The sequence below is a fragment of the Micromonospora sp. NPDC002575 genome (assembly GCF_042889525.1).
Classification (GTDB): domain Bacteria; phylum Actinomycetota; class Actinomycetes; order Mycobacteriales; family Micromonosporaceae; genus Micromonospora; species Micromonospora carbonacea.
This window is the reverse complement of sequence record NZ_JBIARA010000005.1, coordinates 113,990-132,078: the sequence shown is the minus strand read 5'-3', so window position 1 is coordinate 132,078 and position 18,089 is coordinate 113,990. Positions and strand designations below refer to the sequence as shown.

The following is an 18,089-nucleotide window of genomic DNA, read 5'->3' as shown; positions in this document are numbered from 1 at the left end:
CGGCACGGGGAAGGTGCGGCACACGATGAAGCGGTTCCACAGGGCGGCGGCGCTCCTGCTCGCCTCGGCGCTGGCCGTGACGGCCTGCTCCGAGCCGGCCCCGGACTTCGTGCCGCCCCCGTCCGACGCCGCGCCGACGGTGTCCCCCCGCGCAGCGGGCGACCTGGCCACCACCGGCCGGGGCCCGGAGCTGCCCGAGAAGGGCGCGTGGCTGGGCGCGTGGGTGAAGCCGGACTGGCAGACGCCGGAGGGGCGGGTGGAGGCGTTGAACGCGTTCGCCGCACAGACCCAGGGCAACGTGACCCTGGCGCACATGTTCCACGAGTGGGAGGACGACTTCCCCGGCCCCACCGAGCAGGCATTCCAGGCCGCCGGGAAGCTCCAGATGATCTCCTGGTCGGGCGCCGACACCCGGTCCATCCGCGATGGCGTGTACGACCAGCTCATCCGGCAGCGGGCCGAGAAGATCAAGCAGTTCGGGGTGCCGCTGCTGCTGCGCTGGCGGTGGGAGATGGACCGGCCCAACCTGCGGCAGAGCATCCACTCGCCGGAGGACTACGTGGCGGCCTGGAAGCGCATCCGGGGCATCTTCACCGAGGTCGGCGCGACCAACGCCGGCTTCGTCTGGTGCCCGCACGTGCAGGGGTTCGTCGACTCCTCCCGTGACGCCGCCGCGTACTACCCGGGCGACGACCAGGTCGACTGGCTCTGCACGGACGTCTACCCGGGCAAGGGGTTCGAGGGCTTCGCCCCGCAGATGGACAAGTTCATGGCGTTCGCCGCCCAGCACCCGCGGCCGGTGGTGATCGGCGAGTTCGGCGTGACCTACCCGGGCTCGCCGGGGCAGCGCGGCGCGTGGCTGCGCGAGGCCGGCGCGTACGTCAAGCGGCACCCGCAGATCAAGGCGGTCGTCTACTTCGCGGCGAAGCAGACCAAGCCCGCGTACGACAGCACCTTCAACGACGACCCGGACGGCCTGGCCGCGTTCCGGGAACTGACGGCCGACCCGTGGTTCTCCGCGCCGCCGCCACCGACCCCGGCGCACGGCCCGCGTGCCCAGTGACCTCGTCTTTTCGTCCGTCCGGCCCGGCTGCACCGGCGGCTGCGGCCAGGTGGTCGGGCACAACACGTCCCACGGGGTAGACGCGGGGCGTTTTGTGCGCGATCGTGTCACCGAGCCTTTCCGTCCCCCGGTCGACGCCTGACCGACCGGCGGTCGCCGAACGGGTCCGCCCGCTCGCACGGAGGCACCTCACATCGATCTCCGCTGTTCACCCGGAGTTGCCCGTGGTCCGTTTCCCGGCGCTTGGTCGCCGACCCCTCGCGGTCCTGACCGCCGCCGCCCTGGCCGTTTCCGGCGTCCTCGTCGCCGGCCCGGCCCCCGCGGCGCCCGACCATTCCACCGTGGTCGGCGCGGTCCCCTCCGCCCTCACCCCGAACATCGTGGACGGCACCGTCTTCGCCATCCACGACGCCGGCAGCAAGGTCATCGTCGGCGGCTCGTTCACGCAGGCGCAGAACCGCAACTCGGACGTCACGATCGCCCGCAGCTACGTGCTGGCCTTCGACAAGGCCACCGGCCAGGTGGACACCGCGTTCGCCCCGGTGGTCGACAACGAGGTCTACGACATCCTCGCCGGCCCGACCGCCGGCACCGTCTACCTCGCCGGCAAGTTCAACACCGTCAACGGCACCAGCCGGCGCAAGCTGGCCCTGCTCAACCTCGCCGACGGCAGCGTGGTCACCAGCTTCCCCAACCTGGCCTTCAACGGCCTGGTCAACGACGTCGTCAAGGTCGGCAGCCGGCTGCTCGTCGGCGGCATCTTCACCACCGCCGCCACGAAGCCGCGCAACGGCCTCGCCTCGCTCGACGCCGTCACCGGCGTGGTGGACGACTACCTCACCACCTCGCTGACCGAGCACCACAACTACGACGGGGTCAGCGGCGCGAGCGCCGGCATCGGGCCCGAGAAGATGGCCGTCTCGCCCGACGGCACCCAGCTCGTGGTGATCGGCAACTTCAAGAAGGCCAACGGGGCGCTGCACGACCAGGTGGTCCGGATCAGCCTGGGCGCGTCCGCCGCGACCGTGTCGTCGTGGAACACCAACCGGTTCGAGCCGCGCTGCTCCTACAAGTCGTTCGACTCGTACGTGCGGGACGTGAGCTTCTCCCCCGACGGCAGCTACTTCGTCATCGTCAACACCGGCGGGTCGTACGCGGGGACGCTCTGCGACGCCGTGTCGCGGTGGGAGACGTCGTCCACCGGCACGTCGGTCCAGCCGACCTGGGTCAACTACAGCGGCGGCGACACGTTCCTCTCCGTGGGCATCACCGAGAAGGCGATCTACGTCGGCGGGCACTTCCGCTGGCTCAACAACACCTCCGCCACCAACTCGGCGTACGCGGGCGCGGTGGCCCGGCCCAGCATCGCCGCGCTCGACCCGCTCAGCGGCCTGCCGCTGTCGTGGAACCCGGGCCGGCACCCGCGCGGCTACGGCGTGGCGAAGCTGCTGGTCACCTCGGAGGGCATCTGGCTGGGCTCCGACCAGGAGTACATCGGCAACTTCCAGTACCGCCGGGGGCGGATCGCGTTCTTCCCGCTCAGCGGCGGGGCCGCCCCGCACTCCACCGCCACCGCCGCCCTGCCGGGCAAGGTCTACCTGGCCGGGTTCAGCAGCGGCTCGGTCAACGCGGTGCAGAGCCGGTCGTACGACGGGACGAGCGCGATCGGCGCGGCCACGACCGTCGCCAACCCCGACGCCACCGCCTGGTCGGCGGCGAAGAGCGCCTTCTGGGTCGGCGGCACCCTGTTCTACGGGATGAGCGGCGCGCTGTGGCGGCGCACGTTCAACGGCGACACCTTCGGCGCCCCGACGAAGGTCGACCCGTACCACGACGCGCTGTGGGACAAGGTGGTGACCGGCTCCGGGCCGGAGGGCCAGACGTACGCCGGCAGCACGGTGAGCTTCTACCCGGAGATCGCCAACGTGACCGGCATGTTCTACACCAAGGGCCGGCTCTACTACACGCTCACCGGGCAGAGCGGCCTGTACTGGCGCTGGTTCAACCCGGACAGCGGCACCGTCGGGGCGGACAAGTTCACCGCGGCCACGACCGGCTTCGCCGACTCCGGCGGGGTCTTCGTCTCCGGTGACCGGATCTACCTGGTCAGCCGCGCCTCCGGCAACCTGTCGTCGGCGAGCTGGGTCAACGGCGCGCCGTCGGGGAGCTGGACGGTGCGCAGCAACCGCCTCGTCAACGGGGTCGACTGGCGGGCGAAGGCGGTCTTCGTCGGGCCGTGACCCGGGCACGACGCCAGCGGTGACGAGCCGGGGCCGTACGGGGCATCGCCCTGACGGCCCCGGCTCGCTACTGTCGTGACGTGCCCACCGAGCCTCTCCGCTGCGCCGGCGCGCTGATCGTCGACGACGACGGCCGCCTCTTCTTCCAGCGCCGGTCCCCGCAGCGGGTCCTCTTTCCCGACACCTGGGACATCGTCGGCGGCCACCTGGAGCCGGGTGAGGAGATCGAGGACGCGCTGCGCCGGGAGGTCACCGAGGAGACCGGCTGGACGGTGTCGCACCTCCTCGGCGTGGTCGGCGAATACCGGTGGACCGGCAACGACGGCCTGGCCCGCATCGAGAGCGACTTCCTCGTCCGGGTCGACGGCGACCTGAGCCGCCCCCGGCTGGAGGAGGGCAAGCACACCGAGTTCCGCTGGCTGACCGAGCGGGACCTGGCCGTGCTGGACGAGCACCGCGACGTCAACGACGGGCTGATCCGGCGGATCGCCGAGGACGGCTTCGCGGCGCTGCGCTCGATCGGTCTGTGAGCGACGACGTCGAGCTTCCGCCGCACCGGTTCGCCGGGCTGGTCGCCCCGGCCGTCGACCGGGTCTTCGCCGCCGGCATCCTCGCCGGGCGGGACGGGGGCGGCGCGGAGCTGAGCCAGCGGTACGGCGGGCCGGCGGCGACCGGCTTCCTCGTCGAGTTCCGCACCCGGCTGGCCGCGCCGGGCGGGACGGTCGACCCGGCGGGCTTCGCCGCGGTCACCCGCTACCGGGACCCGGCCTCCTGCCAGCGGGCGCTGGACAAGCAGGTGGCGTACGGGATGCTGCACCGCCGCCCCGACGGCTGCCTCTGCGCCACCGAGCGTGGCCTCGCCTTCCTGGCCGAGCTGTTCCAGGTGCACGCCGAGGTGACCGAGGAACTGTGGGCGGGGCACGACGAGCGGATCCTCCGGCTGGTCGACGTCCTCGGCCGGCTGCTGGCGCACGCGCTGGTCAGCGCCGAGGAGGAGACCGACGTGCTGGGCGACGCGTTCGCGGTGACCGCGCCGCCGTACGAGCCGGACGGCACCGCCCCGGGCGTGCTGCTGCTCAACCGGCTGGGCACGCTGCGCTACCACCGGGCCGACGCCCACGCGGCGGCGTGGACGGCGGCGGGGCACACCGCGCTGAGCGTCAGCGAGCTGCCGGCGGGCCCGGAGCGGCTGGCCATCGAGCTGGAGACGGACCGCCGGGCGGCCGGCCCGTACGCGGCGCTGACCGCCGAGGAGCGGCTGACGATGCTGGCGGACCTGGCCGCCCTGCCGGGCTGACGCCGGGGGTCGGTGGTGGTGCCGCCGGGGCGGACGCGCCGGGATCGGGCGCGGCCCGGCCGGGCTGGCGCGCCGGTTGACGGCGGGCGGGGTGGGCCCCGGCGCTATCCTCCACCGGTGACCCGGAGTCGAACCAGGGAGGCAACTGCATGATCGGGATGGTCCTCGCGGCCGGTGCGGGGCGTCGGCTGCGCCCGTACACCGACACCCTGCCCAAGGCGCTGGTGCCGGTGGACGGTGACACCACCATCCTGGACATCGCGCTGCGCAACCTCGCCGAGGTCGGCCTCACCGACGTGGTGGTCGTCGTCGGGTACGCCGCCGACGCGGTCGTCACCCGCCAGGCGGAGCTGGAGAAGCGGCACGGCGTCACGCTCAGCCTCGTGCACAACGACAAGGCCGAGGAGTGGAACAACGCGTACTCGCTCTGGCTGGCCCGGGAGCACTTCGCCAAGGGCGTGCTGCTGGTCAACGGCGACACCGTGCACCCGGTGAGCGTCGAGCGGACCCTGCTGGCCGAGCGCGGGCCGGGCATCCTGCTCGCCGTGGACACGCTCAAGACGCTGGCCGAGGAGGAGATGAAGACCACCTTCGACGCCGCCGGCCAGCTCACCCGCATCACCAAGCTGATGGACCCGGGCGAGGCGTACGGGGAGTACATCGGCGCGACGCTGATCGAGCCGCAGGTGGCCGACGCGCTCGCCGACGCCCTGGAGGCGACCTGGCGGCGCGACCCGAACCTCTACTACGAGGACGGCTACCAGGAGTTCGCCGAGCGGGGCGGCGAGGTGCGGGCCGCGCCGATCGGGGACGTCTCCTGGGTGGAGGTCGACAACCACGACGACCTGGCCCGGGCGCGGGAGATCGCGTGCCGCTACTAGCCCGGACGATCCTCACCCCGCTGCACATCGACGTGCGGCGGGGCGCGGTGGCGGACCTGGCGGCGATCCTGGCCGACGGGCGGATCTCCTCCGGGGGCGACGTCGCCGTCGTGGTCGGGCCGGGGCAGGGCGGGCAGATCGCCGAGCTGATCCGCCCGTCGCTGCGCTCGGCCGACGTGTTCACCGTGGCCGGGGGCACCCTGGAGGCGGCCGACGACCTGGGCGGGAAGCTGCGCGCCCGGTCGTACGACGCGGTGGTCGGCATCGGCGGCGGCAAGACGATCGACGTGGCCAAGTACGCGGCCACCCGGCGCGGCCTGCCCATGGTGACCGTCGCGACGAGCCTGGCCAACGACGGCATCGCCTCCCCGGTGGCGTCGCTGATCACCGGCGGGATCAAAGGCTCCTACGGGGTGCACATCCCGATCGCCGTGATCGTGGACCTCGACTTCGTGGAGGCCGGGCCGGAGCGGCACAACCGGGCCGGCATCGGCGACGTGGTGAGCAACATCAGCGCGCTGGCCGACTGGGAGCTGGCCCGCCAGGTACGCGGCGAGCCCGTCGACGGCCTGGCCGCGTCGCTGGCCCGGATGGGGGCCGAGGCGGTCCTCGCCCACCCCGGCGACATGACCGACGACGCCTTCGTCACGGTGCTGGCCGAGGCGTTGATCTCCAGCGGCCTGGCGATGGCGGTGTCCGGCACGTCCCGCCCGTCCAGCGGCGGCTGCCACGAGATCATGCACGCGATCGACGCGATCTTCCCCGGCACCGCCTCGCACGGCGAGCTGGCGGGCCTCGGCGCGCTGTTCTGCACGTTCCTGCGCGGCGACGCGCGGCGGTTCGCGGAGATGTCGGCGTGCCTGGCCCGGCACAACCTGCCCCGGCTCCCGGCCGAGGTGGCGCTCACCGACGACCAGTTCGTCGAGGCGGTGCAGTTCGCGCCGGCCACCCGCCCCGACCGGTACACCATCCTGGAGCACCTGGCGATGTCGGCTTCCGAGACGCGGGAGCGGCTGGCAGACTACGCCGGTGCACTCCGCGACCTTGGCTGATCCCGCCCGCCCCTCCGTAGCCGACTTCCACCGGGTCAACCGGGGCGGCGGCCTGTTCAGCGAGTCGGTCAGCCAGTGGCTGGGCGCGGTGTTCGCGCTGGTCGCCCAGCGGCTCGGGCTGCGCCCCACGGCGCTGACCATCGCCAACCTGGTGCTCGGGCTGGCCGCCTCGGTGACCGTGGTCGCGCTCGCCGACGAGGTGGCCGCCGGGAGCGTACCGGCGTGGGCGGTGGGGCTGGCGGCGCTGGTCGGCTGGCAGGTGGCCTACTCGCTGGACTGCGCCGACGGGCAGCTCGCCCGGGTGACCGGCACGGGCAGCGCGGCGGGCGCGCGGGTCGACGTGCTCTGCGACGTGGCCGCGCAGATCGCCCTGGTGGCCGCCCTGTCCGCCACGGCGGTGGCGCAGCGCCCGTCGACGCCGACGTGGCTGGTCGCGCTGTTCGCGGGCACCTGGATGGTCAACCTCGTCACGTCGGTGATGCAGTCCGGCCCGAACGCGGCCAGCATGGTCACCTCGACGTCGCTGCCGGTGCGGCTGGTGAAGCTGGTCCGCGACTACGGCGCGGTGATCTTCGTGGCGGGCCTGGTGCTGGCGTTCGCCCCGGCCCTGGTGTTCTGGGTGATCGTGGCGTTCACGATCGTCAACGGCGGCTTCCTGCTGGCGAGCATCGCCTTCTCCGCCCGCGCTTCGCTGCGGTAAGGAAGGGCACCTTGTTAACGCATTCTGCATAGCAGGGGCCCCTTCTTAACGCCGGACTCGTACCGCTCGACGCCGCACAGCTCAGCGCCCTGACAAGTCTCGGCGACTTCGCCGGGGTCGGCGCGGCGCGACGCTGCACCGCGCTCGCGCAGCGGCGCGCAGCGCCAGGCGGCGCTCGCCGTTCCGCCCCCCACCCACGCCCACGCCCACGGTCACACCCACCCACACCCACGGTCGCGCCCACACCCACGCCCGCGACCACGGTCGCGGTCGCGGTCGCGGTCGCGCGAATCTTGGACAGTTCCGGTTGCTGGAGAGCAGTTTCTGTCCAAGGTCGCCCGGTGTCTGCGGGCGGGCAGCCCGTCACAGCGACCCACCAACGGGTCTGCTGACGCCCGGGAACTCTCCGCTGGGCGGCATCGCCCGCTTCGCCCGGCCGGGGTGGGACTCAGTTCGGCCGCCAAGGAGGCCCGTCTCCCACGGCGACCGGCAGAGAACGATGCGTCGACCTCCAAGCCCAGATTGGCACTCACCAGGAAACCCTCTTTCGTGCCATCGACGGTTGTCGTACTGTAACAACCGGCAGGCAAGCGCTTTCCCGCCGCCTGCGGACGCAGACCCGCCACCACCCCGTCCCTTGATCCAACTCGGAGGACACGTGACCACACGTGAGAATGGTGCGACGCCACGCCACCGGCGTTGGCGGCTCGCCCTGCTGCCGCTCGTCACCGCGAGCCTGGTCGCCACCGGCCTGGCCGTGACCCAGACCGCCGCGCAGGCCGCCACCTGGCCGACGCCCAAGAGCACCACGACCGTGACCAGCACCCAGTCGGTCAGCGGCACCAAGGACTTCGGCATGGTGCGCTACAAGGCCGGCGGCGCGATGGGCGACGGCGGCCAGAGCGAGAGCCAGAAGCCGATCTTCGAGCTGGCCGACGGAGCCGTGGTCAAGAACCTGATCATCGGTTCGCCGGCCGCCGACGGCATCCACTGCAAGGGCAGTTGCACGCTGATCAACGTCTGGTGGGAGGACGTGGGCGAGGACGCCGCCACGTTCAAGGGCGGCTCGTCGGCCAACTACACGGTCGACGGCGGTGGCGCCCGCTCCGCCTCCGACAAGGTGTTCCAGCACAACGGCGGCGGCACGCTGACCATCAAGAACTTCGACGTCAGCAACTTCGGCAAGCTGTACCGGTCGTGCGGCAACTGCTCGACCCAGCACAAGCGGACGGTCGTCATCCAGAACGTCACCGTGACCGCACCCGGATCGGCGCTTGCCGGCATCAACACCAACTACGGCGACACCGCGACGTTCTCGGGCATCACCATCTATGGCGACAGCAGCAGGAAGATCTCCATCTGCGACCGCTACACCGGCAACAACACCGGGAAGGAGCCCGTCAAGACGGGCAGCGGCCCCGACGGTACGTACTGCAAGTACACGTCGTCGAACATCACCTACAAGTAGGACAAAGAGCAGTTCAGCCGTACGCGAGGCGGGCCGCGCACACGTCGTGCGCGGCCCGCCGCCCGCCAACCCCACGTCCAGCCCGGCTGCCCGCGTCCCACGTTCACACGATCTTGCGGTTGTGGCCCCGACGAATGGGATGAAGCACCCACCCGAGGGGCCGAAAGTGCAAGATCGGCGCAGTGTGGGGCGCGGCGGTGCCCTCACGGTCCCGCAGGCGGTTCGGGTTCCTGGTCTTCTGCGCGCTGTCGGCGGAGTTGTTCGAGGACGGCGGTGTCGGCTTCGAGGCGGGGATGGTCGATCTGCCGTTCCAGGTCGACAACTTGTTCGAGCTCCTGGATCGCCCGGTCGAGGTCACCGCCCGCCCGGTGGACCATCGCGATGTTGGACCGCGTGACGGCTTCGCCGGCCCGATCGCCGACCTCACGCCGAATGGGGAGGGCCCGACGGTAGTAGTCAAGGGCCCGCTGCCAGTCCCCCAACCCCGCATACACGCGGCCCGTGTTGTTGAGCGTGGCGGCTTCGCCGGCCCGATCGCCGACCTCACGCCGAATGGGGAGGGCCCGACGGTAGTAGTCAAGGGCCCGCTGCCAGTCCCCCAACCCGGCATACACGTGGCCCGTGTTGTTGAGGGTCACGGCTTCGCCGGCCCGGTCGCCGACCTCACGTGCGATAGGCAACGCCCGGCGGTAGTAGTCAAGGGATCGCTGTCGGTCCCCCAGCCGGGCATACATGCCACCGATGTTGTTGAGCGTGGCAGCTTCGCAGGCCCGGTCGCCAACCTCACGTGCGATAGGCAACGCCCGGCGGTAGTAGTCAAGAGCTCGCCGGTCCCCCAACCCGGCATACACGCCACCGATGTTGTTGAGCGTGGCAGCTTCGCCGGCCCGGTCGCCGACCTCACGCTGGATGGGGAGGGCCCGACGGTAGTAGTCGAGAGCCCGCTGCCGGTCCCCCAACCTGGCGTGCACGTGGCCCGTGTTGTTGAGGGTGGCGGCTTCGCCGGCCCGGTCGCCGACCTCACGCTGGATGGGGAGGGCCCGACGGTAGTGGTCGAGAGCCCGCTGCCGGTCCCCCAACCTGTCGTACACGGCGCCGATGCTGCCGAGGGTGACGGCTTCGTTGCCTCGATCGCCGGCCTGCTGGTAGATGGTCAGGGCCTGCTGGTAGTCCTCCAGCGCCGGCCAGGGCCGGCCGGTCGACGACCGCGCCCGACCCCGGTCGTGGAACGCGCCCGCGTCCGGTCCCAGGGTCAGCGTCGCGGTGGCCATGGCCTCGACGGCGGCGAACCAAGACGTACGCAGCCACACCCGGCACACCCGGGCACCGGTGTCCCGGGCGATCGCCACCTGCCGACCGGCGGCGGCGAGCCGATGCACCTCGGCCCACCGGGCGAGGGCCGCCGGTTCGGCGGCCCTCGGGTCAGTGGCCATCGGGGGCGGCAGCGTTGAGGACCCAGAGCTGACAGAGGGACTGGGCGGCGACGGCGGGCACGGATAGGCCGACCACGTCGACGTGCGGCTCGCCGTCGGCGGACAGGCGCAGCTCGTAGTAGTGGGAGGTCCGCGCGAAGACCTCCAGCCGCGCCTGACTGCACTCGGTCAGCGCGGCCCGCAGCTCCGCCGCCCACCTCGCGGCCTGCGCCCCGGAAACCTCCACCGTGGCATTGCCCATTATCCGCGCCTTCCCCAATGCGTCTGGTCAAGCCGGCCCGCGACCGCCCACATCCGGCCCAGGCCAGGTGATCGACGGCAGGCCACGGCGGTTACTGTACGTTTCATTTGCACCCCGGTCCCGGCCGGAGAACCCGGCGCAGGTGACGAATTTCCGACTCACCGACCGCACCCCGGGCGCAGTGGGAAGAACATGACGACCAACGCACCCGCCCACGCCGGTGGTGCCACGGTCCGACCTTCGGCAACCGCCACGCCGACGAGCGGGAGCAGCAGGCAAAGCGAGGTGGATCGGGCATGGAGGATCGAGAGCCGTCGCGACCGCGCCCTGTCACTCCCGCCGCGACAGCCGCCGTCAGCCGGTACGTGGAGGTGCATCGACTCGCCGTTGCCGGGCGGCAGCCGGAGATCGCCCGGCGCACCGGTGACCAGGTGTGCCGGTCGTGGATAAGCACCTCGCGGTTCGCCGCCGTCGAGGCCATGGCGACCGCGACGCTGACCCTGGGCCCGGGCGCCAGCGCCTTCTACGACAGGGGTCGGGCGCGGTCGTCGACCGGCCGGCTCTGGCCGGCGCTGAGGACTACCAGCAGGCCCTGACCAGGTACCAGCAGGCCGGCAACCGAGGCAACGAAGCCGCCACCCTCAGCGACACCGGTCTCGTGTACGACGGGTTGGGCGACCGGCAGCGGGCTCTCGACCACTACCACCGGGCCCTCCCCCTGCAACGGGAGGTCGGCGATCGGGTCGGCGAGGCCGTCACCCGCTACAACATCGCGATGGTGCACCAGGCGGGAGGCCACCTCGACCAGGCGATCGAGGAGATCGAACACGTCGTGGAACTGAACCGGCAGATGGGCCACCCCAGTCTCAAAGCAAGCATCGCCGTCCTCGAACAACTCCGTCGGCAACGCGCGGGCGGCCAGGAACCCACCTGAAAGGCAACAGCAGCAGCACGTACGCCGGGTGCGGCTCCTCCGACGCCGGAGGGGCCGCACCCGGATGTTCGACGTCCCGTGGCCGTCAGACCACCGTGCAGGCGACGCCGTTGAGGGTGAAGGCGGTCGGCTTGGCGGTGCTGCCGCTGGTGTTGGCCTGGAAGCCGATGCTGATCGTGGCCCCGGGGGCGATCGCGGCGTTGTAGTCGACGTTGCGGGCGCTCACCTGGCCGCTCGACGGCGAGAACGTGGCGTTCCAGCCCGAGGTGATCGACTGGCCCGAGGGCAGGGTGAAGGCCAGCGTCCAGCCGTTGATCGCCGAGGTGCCCGTGTTGGTGATGTCGATGCTGGCCGTGAAGCCGGAGCCCCACGAGTTCATCGTGTAGGCGACCCGGGGACCCGTGCCGGCAGGCGGGGGCGTGGCGGTGGGCGTGGGGGTCGGGCTCGTGGGCGGCGGCGTGGTGGGCGGCGTGGTGCCGTTCACGCTGGTCACGAAGGTCATGATGCTTCGGGCGGGCAGCGTGACGGTGAGGGAGCCGTTCGACATGGTGAGCGCGCTCTGCGGCGCGACGGTGCGGCTCGCGTCGGTCAGCCAGTTCGAGACGCTGCCGGACGCGGTGGCGCCCGACAGGGTGAACTGCTGGCTCACCGACGAGGTGTTCTTGTTGACGGCGACGATGACGACGGTGTCGCCGCCCCGGTACGCCGAGACGTAGACGTTCGACGCCGGGTTCGCCGTCGCGTCGATCCGGGTGTAGCCGGGCCGGACGAACCGGGCGAAGTGCGCCATCATGGCACCGCGCTTGCTGATCTGGCCGTCCTCGCGCATGGGGCCGTAGCTGCGCCGCAAATACCACCAGACGTACGCCTGGAACTCGGCGTCGACCATGGCGCGGTGGATGTGCTCGCCCACGTCGAGCGCCTCGGGCCAGGCGTCACCGGAGTTGGCGTTGCTGTTGGGGTAGTAGACCTCGGTCATCCACAGCTCTTTGCCCGCACCCTTCTGCTTGAACAGGGGGTACGGGAAGTTCGAGTACGACGTCCCGTAGAGGTGGGCCCCGATGATGTCCACGTTGGCCAGCGCGGCGGCGTCGTTGAGAATCGGGTCCGACATGGACTTGACGTACTGGAACGACTCGGGCGCCATGACCCGGGTGCTGATCGAGCCGGCGTTCTCCTTCAGGAACCGCACCATCTCGGTGGTGGTCCACCAGGTCCAGTCGTGCGCGTAGTCGGGCTCGTTCTGCACGGAGATGCTGTAGAGGGGCACCCCGTTGTTGCGCATGTAGGTGGTGAAGTCGTTGAGGTGCTGCGCATAGGCGGCGTACGCGTTGTAGCGGAGCCGCTTCGCGTTGGTCTGGCTGCCCCGGGTGAAGGTCTCGATCATGCTGGCCGGCGGGTTCCACGGCGACGCGAAGACGGTCACCCCCAGCTCGACGGCGCGCTTCGCCGTGGCGAGGTCGCGGCCGAAGTCGGCCGAGCTCTCGCCGACGGGGATGCGCAGGATGGAGAAGCCGAGCCGGCCCTCGCCGGTGCCGAACGCCGTCTCCCGCTGGGAGGCCGTCAGGTCGCCGATCCAGGCCGCGTGGGCCATCGCGCCGTACCCCTTGATGGTCTGGCGCTGCGCCGACACGTTGATGGTCGCGGGCGCGGCCGAGGCTCCCGTGGCCCCCAGCAGCGTCCCGGCCGCCGCCGCGACCGGCACGGCCCCCACCGTCGTCAGGACGGCCCTGCGGCTCAGCGTTCGCCGCTCGCCGCCGGCCGGCCCGTTCTGCTCTTGCGTCATGTTTGCGTCCTCCTGGCTGGTGGTGGTGACACGCGCGTGCCCCGGCCCTGCCCGGACCGGTCGGCACCGCCCTCCAGCGTCGCCCTGGGGACTGCCCTTGACCCCGGCGTCAATGACCCGTCGGCTCTCATCGACTGACGCCACTGTTAGCGATAACAAGGCGAAAGTTTAGGTTCCATCCATAACACGGGTCAAGCACCCACCGGCCCGGTGACCAGGCGACCCTGCACCCGCTCAGGCGACGACCAGCACACCCCCTTCGGCAGTACGATGCCGAGCGCAGCGCCACCGGTCGGCGTCAGGAGCATCTCGCCTGAGTCGTCGGCATCGCTGCCCTCACGGTCCCGCAGGTGGTGGCTCGGATCCGTGGTCTTTCGCGCGCTGACGGCGGAGTTGTTCGAGGACGGCGGTGTCGGCTTCGAGGTCGGGGTGGTCGATCTGCCGTTCCAGGTCGACGACGTGTTCGAGTTCCTGGATTGCCTGGTCGAGGTCCCCGTCCGCCCGGTGGAGCATCGCGATGTTGTACCGCGTGACGGCCTCGCCGGCCCGGTCGCCGACCTCCCGCCGAATGGGCAGGGCCTGGTGGTAGTGGTCGAGGGCCCGCTTCCGGTCCCCCAACCCGGCGTACACCTGGCCAATGTTATTGAGGGTCACAGCTTCGCCAGCCCGATCACCCACCTCCCGCCGAATGGGCAGGGCCTGGTGGTAGTGGTCGAAAGCCTGTTGGCGGTCCCCCAACCCTGCGTACACGCCGCCGATGTTATGGAGGGTGGCGGCTTCGCCGGCGCGGTCACCGACTTCCCGCCGGATAGGGAGGGCCTGGCCATAGAAGTCGAGAGCCCGCCGCCAATCCTCAAACCCCGCATACACGAGGCCGATGTTATTGAGGGTCACGCCTTCGCCAACCCGATCACCCACCTCCCGCGCCACGGCGAGGGATCGGTGGAAGAAGTCGAGAGCCTGCTGCCGGTCCCCCAATCTGACGTACACGAGGCCGACGTTGCTGAGGGTAGCGGCTTCGCTAGCCCGATCACCCACCTCCCGCAGGACAGGGAGAGCCTGGCCATAGAAGTCGAGAGCCCGCCGCCAATCCCCCAACCCGGCGTGCACACCACCAACGTTGCTGAGAGTCGCGGCTTCGCCAGCCCGATCACCCACCTCCCGCAGGACAGGGAGAGCCTGGCCATAGAAGTCGAGAGCCCGCCGCCAATCCCCTATCTCGGCATACACGAGGCCCATGTTGCTGAAGGTGGCGGCTTCCCGACCTCGGTCACCGGCCTGCTGGTACATGGTCAGAGCCCGCTGATAGTCCCTTAGCGCTGGCCAGGGCCGACCGGTCGACGACAACGCCCAGGCACGGTGGAAAAAGGCGTTGGCGTCTGCGCTCAGGGTCAGGGTCGCGGTGGCCATGGCCTCGACGGCGGCGAACCGCGAGGTATGCAGCCACACCAGGCACACCCGGGTACCGACGTCCCGGGCGATCGACGCCTGCGCACCGGCTACGGCAAGCCTATGCACCTCGGCCCACCGGGCGAGGGCCCTCGGGTCAGTGGCCATCGGAGGCAGCGGGGTCGAGGACCCAGAGCTGGTAGAGGGACTGGGCGGCGGCGGCACACGCCTCGATGTATTCGTCGTCGGTGAGCAGGGGACGGACGAGGGGATGCAGGACGTTGGAGACGTAGTAGCGGGGCTGGCGGGTGTCCGGGTCGGTGCCCTCTTCGAGCAGGCCGAGTTCGACGGCCCGCTGGATGTGCCCGGCGGCGTCGGAGTGCTGGTGCAGGGCGTGGACGGTGGCGGCGGGCACGGGCAGCTCGACGACGTTGACCTTGGCAAGCATGCGGCGGAGTTCGAGGGGCTGGGAGTCGAGCAGGTTGTCGGCCAGGACGGTCTCGCGGCGGAACCGGTCGGCTTCGTTCTCGATGGCGGTGAGCAGCCCATCGATGTCGAGGGTGGGATCGCCGACGATCCGGTTGAGCCAGTCGAGCAGCCGGGGGTTGCCCGCTGCGGCCTCGATCGCCCGGTCGCGGATGGCAGGGTCGATCGTGGACTCAGGGCGCAGATTGGCCAGGTTCGCGATCTTCTTGTCCTGCTCGACGGCGGTGAGCGTCTCCAGGGCCTCGACGGCGATGGTGGTGCCGGCCAGGGCGGGGAAGCGGTAGCGGCTGGTGATGACGACGCGGCTCGGGCTGCCGGTGTCGCGGATGGCGGTGAGCAGGGCAGGCAGGATCTCGGCCATTGCCGGGGCGAGCACCCGGCTGCCGTCGGCGCGGGTGTCGAGGTTGCCGGCTTCGAAGTCGTCGAACACGAACAGGCAGGGCGTCCCGCCGAGCGGCCCGTCGACGTCGAGCAGGTGCCGCAGACGGATCGGAAGCGGGAGTTGCTCGTTGTCGAGAAGCTTGTTGGCCTCGACGGTCTGGTCGACGCTGTCAAAACGGATCTTGCTGGTCAGCTCACGGAACTTGATGGCGTCGACCCGGCCATACCAGACGGCGCGCTGGTGGGTGGGCATGCGCTCCAGCAGCCGGGAGGCCAGGCTGCTCTTGCCGAGCCCGCCCATCCCGGCCAGCAGCAGGCCCTGCGCCGCGCCCGGGGTGTCGGCGGGCTGGCGCAGGACGCGCAGGCACCGCTGGATGACGCGACGCCGGCCGACGAACTCGGCGCGGGACGCCACCCGGGACAATTGGGTCTGCGGGTCCAGGAACTGCTGGTCGGCGGGGCGCACCTGCAAGCGTTTGCGACCCTTGGTGTGCAGCGGCGTGACCATGGGTGCCAGCGGGGACCGGTCGGCGTAGAGCCGGAGCAGATGCCAGTAGCTGCTCTTCTTGTCGTGGAACAGGTGGCGGCGGGCCTCGACGACGGCCCGGTCCAGTGGCTGGCCGTCGGCCAAAGCCCGGTAGAGGGCGGCGGCGAAGTCGGTGGCAGAGACGTCCCCGACCGGCAGCGCCCAGCCCAGCACCGCAGGGGCACCGGCCTGCACCAGGCTCTCGCTCATCGACGGGAACACCCCACCGTCGGGGGCGTCGGCGGTCAGGCAGCCGGAGACGAACACCAGCCTCGGCCAGTGCCCCTGCATTGCCTGAGCGAGCTGGTCGGCCGTCGCCCTGGCGACCGCGCCGAACTCGTCCTCCACCACGAACACCGGCTCCCCGCCGGCAGTGGTGGCATGCCCGCTCAGGTGCAGCACGTCGAAGTAACCGGACCCGTAGTCGCGGCTGAGGAAACGCAGCCCCTCCAGGGTGCCGCTCTCCTCGACCACCAGATCGGTGCCGGTGCGTCGGGTCGCGGCCAGGATCGCGGCTTCCTCGGCCTCGAAGTTGAGCACCGGCTCGACGCCTTCCGGCGACGCCGCCATGAACAGCACCCGCAACGGCCGGTTGCCCGGCGCGACCGCACCGGTCAGCGCCGCGTGGGTGCCGACCGCACGCACCGGCAACAGCGGCGCCCGCCCGGCCACGGTCAGGAACGCGCCCTCCCAGGCGAGCAGCTCCCAGGGCAGGTGCCGCAGCCGCTGCTCGGCGGTGATCCGCAGCACCGACCCGGAGGGGTGGGCCAGCATCGGGGCCAGCCACCGCTGGTCGCCGTCGAGGAACTCCGCCAGCCGCGCCCCCAGCTCAGCCAGCCGGACCGCGCCGTACACCTTCTGCGCGGCGGCGTCGGTGCTGTAGTCACGCCCTACCAGCGCGATCAGCTCATCGACGGCGGCCCGGTCCAAGCCACGGGTGCGAGGCGGCTCGCCGTCGGCGGACAAGCGCAGCTCGTAGTAGTTGGAGGTCTGCGCGAAGACCTCCAGCTCGAAGGTGCTCATCAGCCCATCCCCCGTCTGCCGGCCGGTTTCAGTGCTGGCCGGCGTCGTCCTGCCGCATGGCGATCTCCAACCGCGTCTGACTGCCCTCGGCCAGCTCGATCCGGGTGCCATCAGGCAGCAGCACCGTCACCGCAGCACCGTCCCGGCGGCGGGCACCCCACCACTCGGTGATCGTCTTGGCCACCTCGACCCCGGAGAACACCAACCCGATCACCGCGATCACCATCTCCGCCGACCGCTGCACCTGCATTGGCGACACGCTGCCCTCCGGCCCCACGGCCTCGGCCAGCGCGACCCGCAACTCCGCCGCCCACCTCGCGGCCTGCGCCCCGGACACCTCGACCGTGGCATTACCCATCACTCGCGCCTCCCCCAAGCTGCCTGGCCAAGCCGGCCCAGCACCGCCCGCGCCCGGCCCAGGCCAGGTGATCGACGGCGGGCCATGGCGGCCACTGTACGTTCCATTCGCATCCCGGGCCCGGCCGGAGAACCCGGCCCGGGTGACGAGTTTCCGACTCACCGACCACGCCCCGGCCGTCCCAGCAAGAAACTTGACGACCGATGCACCCGCCCCACGCAGGTGCTGCCACGGCCCGCAGAACGAAGGGGGCGGATCGGGGCATGGAAGACCCAGAACCGTCGCGATCACGTCCCCTTGCCCTTGCTGGGACGGCGACCGTCGCCCGACACGTGGAGGTGCATCGGCTCGCCGTCGCCGGTCGGCAGGCGGAGATCGCCCGGCACACCAGTGCCCGGGTATGCCGGCTGTGGCTGCGCACGTCGCGGTTCGCCGCCGTGGAGGCGATGGCCACCGCGACCCTGACACTGGGCCCGGACGCTAGTGCCTTCTACGACCGGGGTTGGGCGCGGTCGTCGACCGGTCGGCCCTGGCTGGCGCTGGAGGACTACCAGCAGGCCCTGACCATCTACCAGAAGGCCGGCGACCGAGGCAACGAAGCCGCCACTCTCACCAACATCGGCCTCGTTTACGACGGGTTGGGGGACCGGCAGCGGGCCCTCGACTATTACCACCAAGCCCTGCCCATCCTGCGAGAGGTCGGCGACCGGACCGGCGAAGCCGTCACGCTCAACAACATCGGCCACGTGTACAACGGGCTGGGGGACCAGCAGCGGGCCCTCGACCACTACCACCAAGCCCTGCCCATCCGGCGAGAAGTCGGCGACCGCG

Annotated in this window: 16 protein-coding genes; 10 read left to right on the top strand and 6 right to left on the bottom strand. The window is 71.2% G+C overall.

Features of this window, described 5'->3' with window-relative positions:
• The first annotated feature begins 25 nt into the window (after window positions 1–25).
• The 8 genes from ACFYWL_RS10375 (at window position 26) to ACFYWL_RS10340 (ending at window position 8,701) form a co-directional block, all read left to right on the top strand.
• Window positions 26–1,063, top strand: coding sequence for a glycoside hydrolase family 26 protein (locus tag ACFYWL_RS10375; RefSeq protein WP_386970099.1), 1,038 nt, complete (start codon window positions 26–28; stop codon window positions 1,061–1,063).
• 224 nt (window positions 1,064–1,287) lie between these two features.
• Window positions 1,288–3,303: a hypothetical protein gene (locus tag ACFYWL_RS10370; RefSeq protein ID WP_386970097.1), complete on the top strand. Its 2,016-nt coding sequence runs from the start codon at window positions 1,288–1,290 to the stop codon at window positions 3,301–3,303.
• 80 nt (window positions 3,304–3,383) lie between these two features.
• Complete coding sequence (locus ACFYWL_RS10365; RefSeq protein WP_386970094.1) at window positions 3,384–3,833, top strand: NUDIX hydrolase; 450 nt, start codon at window positions 3,384–3,386, stop codon at window positions 3,831–3,833.
• On the top strand, window positions 3,830–4,600 hold the full coding sequence (locus tag ACFYWL_RS10360) for a hypothetical protein (protein WP_386970092.1): 771 nt from the start codon (window positions 3,830–3,832) through the stop codon (window positions 4,598–4,600). Before ACFYWL_RS10365 ends, ACFYWL_RS10360 begins: the two co-directional genes overlap by 4 nt.
• A gap of 149 nt (window positions 4,601–4,749) precedes the next feature.
• Entirely contained in the window at window positions 4,750–5,481 is a 732-nt protein-coding gene (locus tag ACFYWL_RS10355) for a sugar phosphate nucleotidyltransferase (protein WP_386970089.1), read from the top strand.
• Complete coding sequence (locus tag ACFYWL_RS10350) at window positions 5,469–6,533, top strand: iron-containing alcohol dehydrogenase family protein (protein ID WP_386970086.1); 1,065 nt, start codon at window positions 5,469–5,471, stop codon at window positions 6,531–6,533. Before ACFYWL_RS10355 ends, ACFYWL_RS10350 begins: the two co-directional genes overlap by 13 nt.
• Window positions 6,511–7,233, top strand: coding sequence for a CDP-alcohol phosphatidyltransferase family protein (locus ACFYWL_RS10345; protein ID WP_386970083.1), 723 nt, complete (start codon window positions 6,511–6,513; stop codon window positions 7,231–7,233). The genes ACFYWL_RS10350 and ACFYWL_RS10345 overlap by 23 nt, the downstream gene beginning before the upstream one ends.
• Window positions 7,234–7,891: 658 nt before the next feature.
• Window positions 7,892–8,701, top strand: coding sequence for a pectate lyase (locus ACFYWL_RS10340; protein WP_386970080.1), 810 nt, complete (start codon window positions 7,892–7,894; stop codon window positions 8,699–8,701).
• Window positions 8,702–8,904: 203 nt separating this feature from the next.
• On the opposite strand, the gene ACFYWL_RS10335 is transcribed toward ACFYWL_RS10340, so the two are convergent.
• Both ACFYWL_RS10335 and ACFYWL_RS10330 read right to left on the bottom strand, forming a co-directional pair.
• Entirely contained in the window at window positions 8,905–10,080 is a 1,176-nt protein-coding gene (locus ACFYWL_RS10335) for a tetratricopeptide repeat protein (RefSeq protein ID WP_386970078.1), read from the bottom strand.
• A 43-nt stretch (window positions 10,081–10,123) separates the two neighbouring features.
• Window positions 10,124–10,375 carry a hypothetical protein gene (locus tag ACFYWL_RS10330; RefSeq protein ID WP_386970075.1) on the bottom strand — a complete coding sequence of 84 codons (252 nt, stop codon included), beginning with the start codon at window positions 10,373–10,375 and terminating at the stop codon, window positions 10,124–10,126.
• A gap of 442 nt (window positions 10,376–10,817) precedes the next feature.
• On the opposite strand from ACFYWL_RS10330, the gene ACFYWL_RS10325 reads away from it, so the two are divergent.
• Window positions 10,818–11,309, top strand: a complete 492-nt coding sequence (locus tag ACFYWL_RS10325) for a tetratricopeptide repeat protein (RefSeq protein ID WP_386970073.1) — start codon at window positions 10,818–10,820, stop codon at window positions 11,307–11,309.
• 85 nt (window positions 11,310–11,394) lie between these two features.
• Here the strand turns inward: ACFYWL_RS10325 and ACFYWL_RS10320 are convergent, their stop codons facing one another.
• The 4 genes from ACFYWL_RS10320 to ACFYWL_RS10305 form a co-directional block, all read right to left on the bottom strand.
• Window positions 11,395–13,095 carry a cellulose binding domain-containing protein gene (locus tag ACFYWL_RS10320; RefSeq protein WP_386970070.1) on the bottom strand — a complete coding sequence of 567 codons (1,701 nt, stop codon included), beginning with the start codon at window positions 13,093–13,095 and terminating at the stop codon, window positions 11,395–11,397.
• A 336-nt stretch (window positions 13,096–13,431) separates the two neighbouring features.
• Window positions 13,432–14,652, bottom strand: a complete 1,221-nt coding sequence (locus tag ACFYWL_RS10315; protein ID WP_386970067.1) for a tetratricopeptide repeat protein — start codon at window positions 14,650–14,652, stop codon at window positions 13,432–13,434.
• Window positions 14,642–16,900, bottom strand: coding sequence for a CHAT domain-containing protein (locus ACFYWL_RS10310; RefSeq protein ID WP_386970064.1), 2,259 nt, complete (start codon window positions 16,898–16,900; stop codon window positions 14,642–14,644). Before ACFYWL_RS10310 ends, ACFYWL_RS10315 begins: the two co-directional genes overlap by 11 nt.
• Window positions 16,901–16,928: 28 nt before the next feature.
• Window positions 16,929–17,258 carry a hypothetical protein gene (locus tag ACFYWL_RS10305; RefSeq protein WP_386970062.1) on the bottom strand — a complete coding sequence of 110 codons (330 nt, stop codon included), beginning with the start codon at window positions 17,256–17,258 and terminating at the stop codon, window positions 16,929–16,931.
• 332 nt (window positions 17,259–17,590) lie between these two features.
• On the opposite strand from ACFYWL_RS10305, the gene ACFYWL_RS10300 reads away from it, so the two are divergent.
• Window positions 17,591–18,089, top strand: a 499-nt coding sequence (locus ACFYWL_RS10300) for a tetratricopeptide repeat protein (RefSeq protein WP_386970059.1), incomplete at its 3' end; no start/stop codon positions are given.